This window comes from Methanoregula sp., assembly GCF_002835825.1.
In the GTDB taxonomy this organism is placed as follows: domain Archaea; phylum Halobacteriota; class Methanomicrobia; order Methanomicrobiales; family Methanospirillaceae; genus Methanoregula.
The window spans coordinates 1-5,914 of record NZ_PIZH01000117.1 but is presented as its reverse complement, the minus strand read 5'-3'; the positions used below and the strand labels follow the sequence as shown (position 1 = coordinate 5,914).

The window sequence follows — 5,914 nt, the reverse complement described above, 5'->3', positions numbered from 1 at the left end:
CGCGTATCCGTACACTGCCGAGGAGCTGACGACAACGACCGGGCAGGAGGGATCGCTGCCGAGGGCCGCATCAAGAAGGTTTTTAGTTCCCTTAATGTTTGCGGCCTGTAACAGGGGCAATGTTCCGCGGGTCAGCCCTGCGAGGTGTAGTACGGCATCGGGCTCAGCTGATGAAACTGCGGAAACGAGTGCATCACGGTCCAGAAGATCAGCAAAAAACCATGAGATACGAGCCGAATGGAAGAGTCCTGGATTTTCGGTCCTTGCAAGGCACGCGATCTCGACATTACTTCTGGAGGTGAGATACCGGACCATAACGCGGCCGGTGAATCCGGAAGCTCCGGTAATAAGGACTCTCATGGAAGGAATCGGTCTTTCAGTCTTTCAAACTCCTCGATCGAGCGGGCATAGTCGTCGGGCCGCCCGATGTCGAGCCAGTAGCCCGAAAAGGGGAAACTGTTCACGGCCTCACCTTTGTCGATCAGGGTATACATGAGCTGGTCGAACCCGAATGGGGTGCCCGAGGGGACGTACTCAAGAATTCTCTTCGAGAAGACATAGATGCCCATGCTGACATCGAAGTGGAAGGTTGGTTTCTCGCGGAATGCGGTGATCCTGTTGGTCTCGTTCCGCTCGAGCACACCGAAATCGATGTTCACATCCCGCTGGTAGGTGGCGACCGTTGCGATCGCGCCGCTCTTGTTGTGTGTCTCAACCAGCTTCCGGTAATCAATGTCAGTCAGGATATCCCCGTTCATGACAAGGAACGTGTCGTCAAGGTCCGGAATCAGGCACAGGGGCCCGATCGTTCCCAGTGGCTCCTGCTCATGCGTGTAATCGAGTTTGATATCGAGGTTCCGGTTCGAGTCGAGATATGCGTGGATCAGCTCGTGGAGATATCCCGTGCAGATGGAGATACGGGTAAAGCCGCTGTGTTTGAGCTGCTTGAGAATCACTTCGATGATAGGATAATCGCCGATCGGCATAAGGGGTTTGGGGAGGACCGTGGTGTACGGCAGGAGGCGGCGTCCCTTACCCCCCGCTAAAATAACAGCCTGCATGATCCGCTCCTATACCGTATAGAGGCCGGGCTTATACGCGGCGATGTGCTCTTTCATCCACTCAACCGTCAGCGAGAGCCCCTCTTCGAGCGTGTACTCTGGCTTCCAGCCGGCCAGCTCTTTTGCCTTCCGGTTGTCACAGATGAGTTCCATGACCTCGCTTTTCTCCGGCCGGACCCGCTGCTCTTCGCAGATGATCTTCGCATCAGGATTCACCTGCCGGATGATGATATCGGCAAGTTCGCCGATGGTGACGCCGCGGCCGGATCCCGTGTTCACCGTGGTGCCGAGGGTCTTCTTGCTCTCGGCAAGTTTGATGAACCCGTGTGCCGTATCCCTGACGAACGTGAGATCCCTGATAGGTGTGAGGGAGCCTAGCTTCACCGTGTTGGAGGTGAGGGCTTGGGTGATGATGGTGGGAATGACCGCCCGGGTGGACTGCCGAGGTCCGAACGTGTTGAACGGACGGATGGTCGTGACCGGGAGGGCAAACGAACAGAAGAACGATTCTGCAATCTTGTCAGCCCCGATCTTGCTGGCCGAGTAGGGGGACTGGCCCTGGAGCGGGTGGGCTTCATCGATGGGTGTGTACTGTGCCGTGCCGTACACTTCGCTTGTGGAGGTATGGACAACCCGGCGAACTCCTTCGTCAAGACAAGCCTGCATGATATTTAACGTCCCTTTAATATTGGTGTTGATGTAAGACTCCGGTGCCACGTACGAATAGGGGATCCCGATGAGAGCGGCGAGATGGAAAACATATTCTTTACCGGCAACCGCTTTCTTCACGAAAAGCGAATCCGTCACGTCGCCCGAGATGACAGAAAGGTTCTCCGTTTCCAGGGTATATCTCCCCTCGAGCATGCCCCAGTCGTTACGGGCATTGTAATGGACGAATGCCGTGACATCCGCTCCCCGAGCGAGCAGCTCGTCCACCAGGTGGCTCCCGATAAAACCCCCGGCACCGGTTACGAGCACCCGTCTTCCTTTCCATTTCATGGTATATCCTGACTATATGTTTTTGTGTGTCACTGATAAGGTTTCTCTGTATGCCAGAGAGAATCTACAGATTGGGCGCCGTGATATCGCAACCCGATTGTCACCATTGATGAGATGGTGCTTGATCCGGGTTTATTCTGTGTTTGACAGATCCCTCAAGAACGTGAGCGGCGTTAATGGAAGTGGGAGACCCGTGAAGGGGCCCTTTTTACCACTCTATGAATCAGGGAATTTCCGCAAATGCCAGGATAGGTACACCGTCCAAATCGTCAACTATCCACGGATAGATTAAAACAGAGAAACCGACGTCGGAAAGTTCCGAATCGGAGAGATCGAGATCTTCGGCAAGAAGGATAGGATTGTCATGGCACAGAAAGGCCCGGTGGCATTGTCTGCCCTCGCTCCTGAATTGAGGATTTGATATGGAAATGGTATCGATACCGAGAAGGATGAGCGAAGGACAGGTAGTCCGCAGAAATGCTGGTACTTCCGGATGGATCCAGGGATGGTCGTTACAGTACCGGCCAAGATCTGAAGCACGGAGCCGGTGCATTCCCGTCCGGATCAGGAGGCCCTTTGTGCCCGCGATCTGCCGGGTGTACGGTTCGAGATCGCGGATCCGGATCCCGGTGGCCGGTTTTACGGGAAGATCGATGCAGTACACCGGGGATATGGTCAACCGGTCTTTGAGTATTTCGCGGGTAGTCCGTCCTTCGGTGCAGAAGTGAAGGGGGGCATCGATGTGTGAGCCGGCATGGCTTGAAAGCGTTAAAATTGAGGTATTCGCGCTATCCCCTCTCCCGATCGATTTTCCTTCGGCACGGGTTATTTCCGGCGTCCCTGGGTATAACGGTGATTGGGGCGTGAGGGGATAGGAGATCCGCTTCAGCATGGGAGAGTCTCCAGGTACTCCTTCAGATCTCTCAAGTTGGCAATCTTCTTCTCAACACCCGGAAGGTTTAAGAACCGGTCGGGATCGCCGGGCATGGTGCGGCCTATGAACCGGATGCCACACTGCCGTGCCGCCTCCCAGTCGTTTATAGCGTCCCCGACAAAGAGGACGCTGGAGGAATCAAGCCGGTTCTCCGCCATGATTCGAGTGATGTGATCCTTCTTTTTTACAGGAGAGCCGCAAATCTCCCGGAAAAACCGGTTAATATCCCTCTGGATAACTATCCGTTTCAGCTCGTCCTCCGGGGTTGCTGAAACAATGTATAACGGGAACTGTTCCGATGCATATGCCAGAAACTCCGGCGTCCCGTCGACGAACGGGGCACGGGCAACGGCATCCTCGACCAGTTCCGAGAACCTGCGCGACAATGCCCCGAATTTTTCCTGCGGGAGACTCTCTTTGAGGATTTCTGTATAGATGTGCCGGACCTTGTCGAACCGGGACATCCCCCCGTTCTCAATGTGAAACTGTACGATCTCGTCCATATGATCGGGAGAGAACGAGAAGAGAGCGCGGAACGCTTCGGTCTTCACGGAGACGGATTCGAGAATGACGCCATCGAAGTCGAGGATGATTGCAGAAACCACGTTTAGAACCCCATTTCCCGGTTTATTACCGATATGTTGCGTTACCTGACACTAATATATTTAGAATGGGAGATCCCTTAATTGAATATAGATGAATGATTTCGGTAAACACATTAATTCAGGGAGCCATACCTTTACTTATAAGCGGTGTTTTCCGGCAATTCAACCCCCGGAATTACGATTTGATTAGGCGTTATGAAACTGGCAGTATCGAATATTGGGTGGCCTCAGGAACGGACCGTTGAGATCCTTCGCCATCTCCGAAAGATGGGCGTTACAGGGCTTGAACTAGCGCCGACAAAGTTCTGGCCCGACCCGTTTTCCGCAGAAAAGGGTGACATCGAGAACGTCAGGTCTTCGATCGAGACTTATGATCTCGAAGTGGTTGGCCTGCATTCTCTGTTCTACCCGTTCACGGATATCGGCCTGTTCAGATCGTCGGAGGTTACCAAACGGACCCTCCACTACTTGGAAAAACTTATCGGAATCTGCGGGGAACTCGGTGGAAAAACCATGGTATTCGGTTCACCGGTGAACCGGCACCGTGGTTCCCTCTCCCCGGAATCAGCGTTCACCAGGGCCACGGCCTTCTTCTCGCGGCTTGCACCCGTGGCGTATGACCGGGGCGTTTGTATCTGCATCGAGCCCCTTGGCCCGTCAGAGACGGATTTTATTGCATCCTCTTCCGAAGCACGCCGGCTTGTTGAGGATGTTAACCACCCGGGCTTCGGTCTTCAGCTCGATGTGAAATCCCTCTTTGACAGCAGGGAAAATGTCGAGGATTCGATAGCCATGTCGCTTCCGGGGCTGATGCATGTTCACGTGAACGATCCCGGTCTTACTGTTGTAGGGAGTTCCGGCACGGTTAATCACGCGCTCGTAGCCAGATGTCTTGAACGGTATGGTTACGGGAAATACATCTCGATTGAACAAAAAACCCTTCCTTATGGGGATCCGCTGGAGAATCTAACGGCAAGCATTGATTTTGTCAAAAAAGTCTATTTTGGAGGAAAAATATGAAAAAAAACAAGTCGTGTGCGCAGGATACAGATATAAAATGGGATATTCGCCCCCGAACGCTGGTTGTTGGTGCGAGCGGTGGGATCGGAATGGCGTTGCTTCCCGGGCTATCTGTTGACCGTGCAAAACTGGGAGTTCATTGCTGGAATTACACAAAAAAATTCATGGATTTATCAGAGAGTGGTTCTATTGCACAAGAGAATTTCAGGATCTTCTGTGGCGATGTCCGAGACCCGAAATATTGCGATAAGCTGGTCGAGGATTACGTATCCTGGGCCGGCGGGATAGACAATCTTGTTGTGTTATGCGGCGGTATAGCGAACCCCTGTCACTGGTCGGAGTTGTCTTACAATGACTGGAATTCAGATCTGGCTCTGAACCTGAGCGCCCCATTTTTCATCTCCCGCAAAGCATTTGGCTACATGAAGCAGAATAACCACGGGCGGATCATCCTGTTCAGCACGGAGTCCTCTCTCCATGGGGGAAGTCCTTTCTCCCTTCCCTATGCAACGGGAAAACTGGGAATCGAATGCCTTGTCAAGGGGTTTGCTCGGGAGGGTGCGAAATGCAATATCACGGTGAATGGGATACGACCTGGGTTTATTGCATCCGGTTTCCATGAGCGGTGGCAGTTCAAGACGGAAGAGGATCTCAAAAAACGTATCGATCTGGTTCCCATGAAACGGGCAGGCACTCCTGCCGAAGTGGCAGATCTGGTTCTCTTCCTTCTCTCAAGAAACGCCGGTTACATAACAGGCGATACCATCTCCATAAGTGGCGGGGACTGGCTGTAATCTCTTTTTTCCTTGCAGGGGTGGGGGAAATCCGGGATTCTGCACGAGATACGGAGTAATATTAAAAAATAATTCCTGATACCGTAAGGTAAACCGGGAAGCGTTTCACACGATCATTTTCTTGCAAAACAACAGATAGTGTCCCCGGTATAGGTTTCCGCAAGCAGCTCATGGAACTGCTTCTCGACATCGGTTATGATACCATTCATCTGCTTTTCGAACGGGCTGGCTCCATTGTAAAGGTTCGAACGGATGGTTGCATCAACAAAGGCTTTCTGGGGAGTGCCACAGAAATACCAGTTCAGGAAGTTGATGAAGGTATACTCATGCCGGCATGCAAACTCGCAGATGAACCCGGCGTTTGAGAGGATCTTCTGGAGAGTTTCCCTAGTGAAATAAAAATAATGGGCCTTGTGCCAGAAAAATGTGCTGAACCGATGCCGGTTGGGTTCGGGCAGGTAATCGTTCATCGCAACATGCCGGTTGGGAACTTCTATATAC

8 protein-coding genes are annotated in these 5,914 nt (G+C 52.7%); 2 read left to right on the top strand and 6 right to left on the bottom strand.

Annotated elements, in window-relative coordinates:
- The 5 genes from CW742_RS05765 to CW742_RS05745 all read right to left on the bottom strand — a co-directional run.
- The coding region (locus CW742_RS05765) for an NAD(P)-dependent oxidoreductase (RefSeq protein WP_292417737.1) at positions 1-360 on the bottom strand (360 nt) is incomplete at its 3' end.
- Positions 357-1,061: a sugar phosphate nucleotidyltransferase gene (locus CW742_RS05760; protein ID WP_292417734.1), complete on the bottom strand. Its 705-nt coding sequence runs from the start codon at positions 1,059-1,061 to the stop codon at positions 357-359. The genes CW742_RS05760 and CW742_RS05765, both read right to left, overlap by 4 nt.
- A 9-nt stretch (positions 1,062-1,070) precedes the next feature.
- Positions 1,071-2,060 carry an SDR family NAD(P)-dependent oxidoreductase gene (locus CW742_RS05755; protein ID WP_292417732.1) on the bottom strand — a complete coding sequence of 330 codons (990 nt, stop codon included), beginning with the start codon at positions 2,058-2,060 and terminating at the stop codon, positions 1,071-1,073.
- A gap of 223 nt (positions 2,061-2,283) precedes the next feature.
- The gene (locus tag CW742_RS05750) at positions 2,284-2,952 is read right to left on the bottom strand and encodes a cyclase family protein (protein WP_292417729.1); all 669 of its coding nucleotides are present in this window, start codon (positions 2,950-2,952) and stop codon (positions 2,284-2,286) included.
- Entirely contained in the window at positions 2,946-3,599 is a 654-nt protein-coding gene (locus CW742_RS05745) for an HAD family hydrolase (protein WP_292417726.1), read from the bottom strand. The genes CW742_RS05750 and CW742_RS05745 overlap by 7 nt, the downstream gene beginning before the upstream one ends.
- Before the next feature lie 195 nt (positions 3,600-3,794).
- Between CW742_RS05745 and CW742_RS05740 the strand changes: the two genes are divergently transcribed.
- Both CW742_RS05740 and CW742_RS05735 read left to right on the top strand, forming a co-directional pair.
- A complete protein-coding gene (locus CW742_RS05740) occupies positions 3,795-4,619 on the top strand; it encodes a sugar phosphate isomerase/epimerase (RefSeq protein WP_292417723.1) in 825 nt (274 codons plus the stop codon).
- The gene (locus CW742_RS05735; RefSeq protein WP_292417720.1) at positions 4,616-5,413 is read left to right on the top strand and encodes an SDR family NAD(P)-dependent oxidoreductase; all 798 of its coding nucleotides are present in this window, start codon (positions 4,616-4,618) and stop codon (positions 5,411-5,413) included. The genes CW742_RS05740 and CW742_RS05735 overlap by 4 nt, the downstream gene beginning before the upstream one ends.
- 113 nt (positions 5,414-5,526) lie before the next feature.
- Here the strand turns inward: CW742_RS05735 and CW742_RS05730 are convergent.
- Positions 5,527-5,914: hypothetical protein (locus CW742_RS05730; RefSeq protein WP_292417718.1), on the bottom strand; the 388-nt coding region annotated here is incomplete at its 5' end.

Excerpts from the sequence above, each read along its gene's own strand:
- CW742_RS05755 (WP_292417732.1), bottom strand. The coding sequence starts at position 2,060 with ATGAAATGGAAAGGAAGACGGGTGCTCGTAACCGGTGCCGGGGGTTTT.
- CW742_RS05740 (WP_292417723.1), top strand. The coding sequence starts at position 3,795 with ATGAAACTGGCAGTATCGAATATTGGGTGGCCTCAGGAACGGACCGTT.
- CW742_RS05760 (WP_292417734.1), bottom strand. The coding sequence starts at position 1,061 with ATGCAGGCTGTTATTTTAGCGGGGGGTAAGGGACGCCGCCTCCTGCCG.
- CW742_RS05750 (WP_292417729.1), bottom strand. The coding sequence starts at position 2,952 with ATGCTGAAGCGGATCTCCTATCCCCTCACGCCCCAATCACCGTTATAC.
- CW742_RS05735 (WP_292417720.1), top strand. The coding sequence starts at position 4,616 with ATGAAAAAAAACAAGTCGTGTGCGCAGGATACAGATATAAAATGGGAT.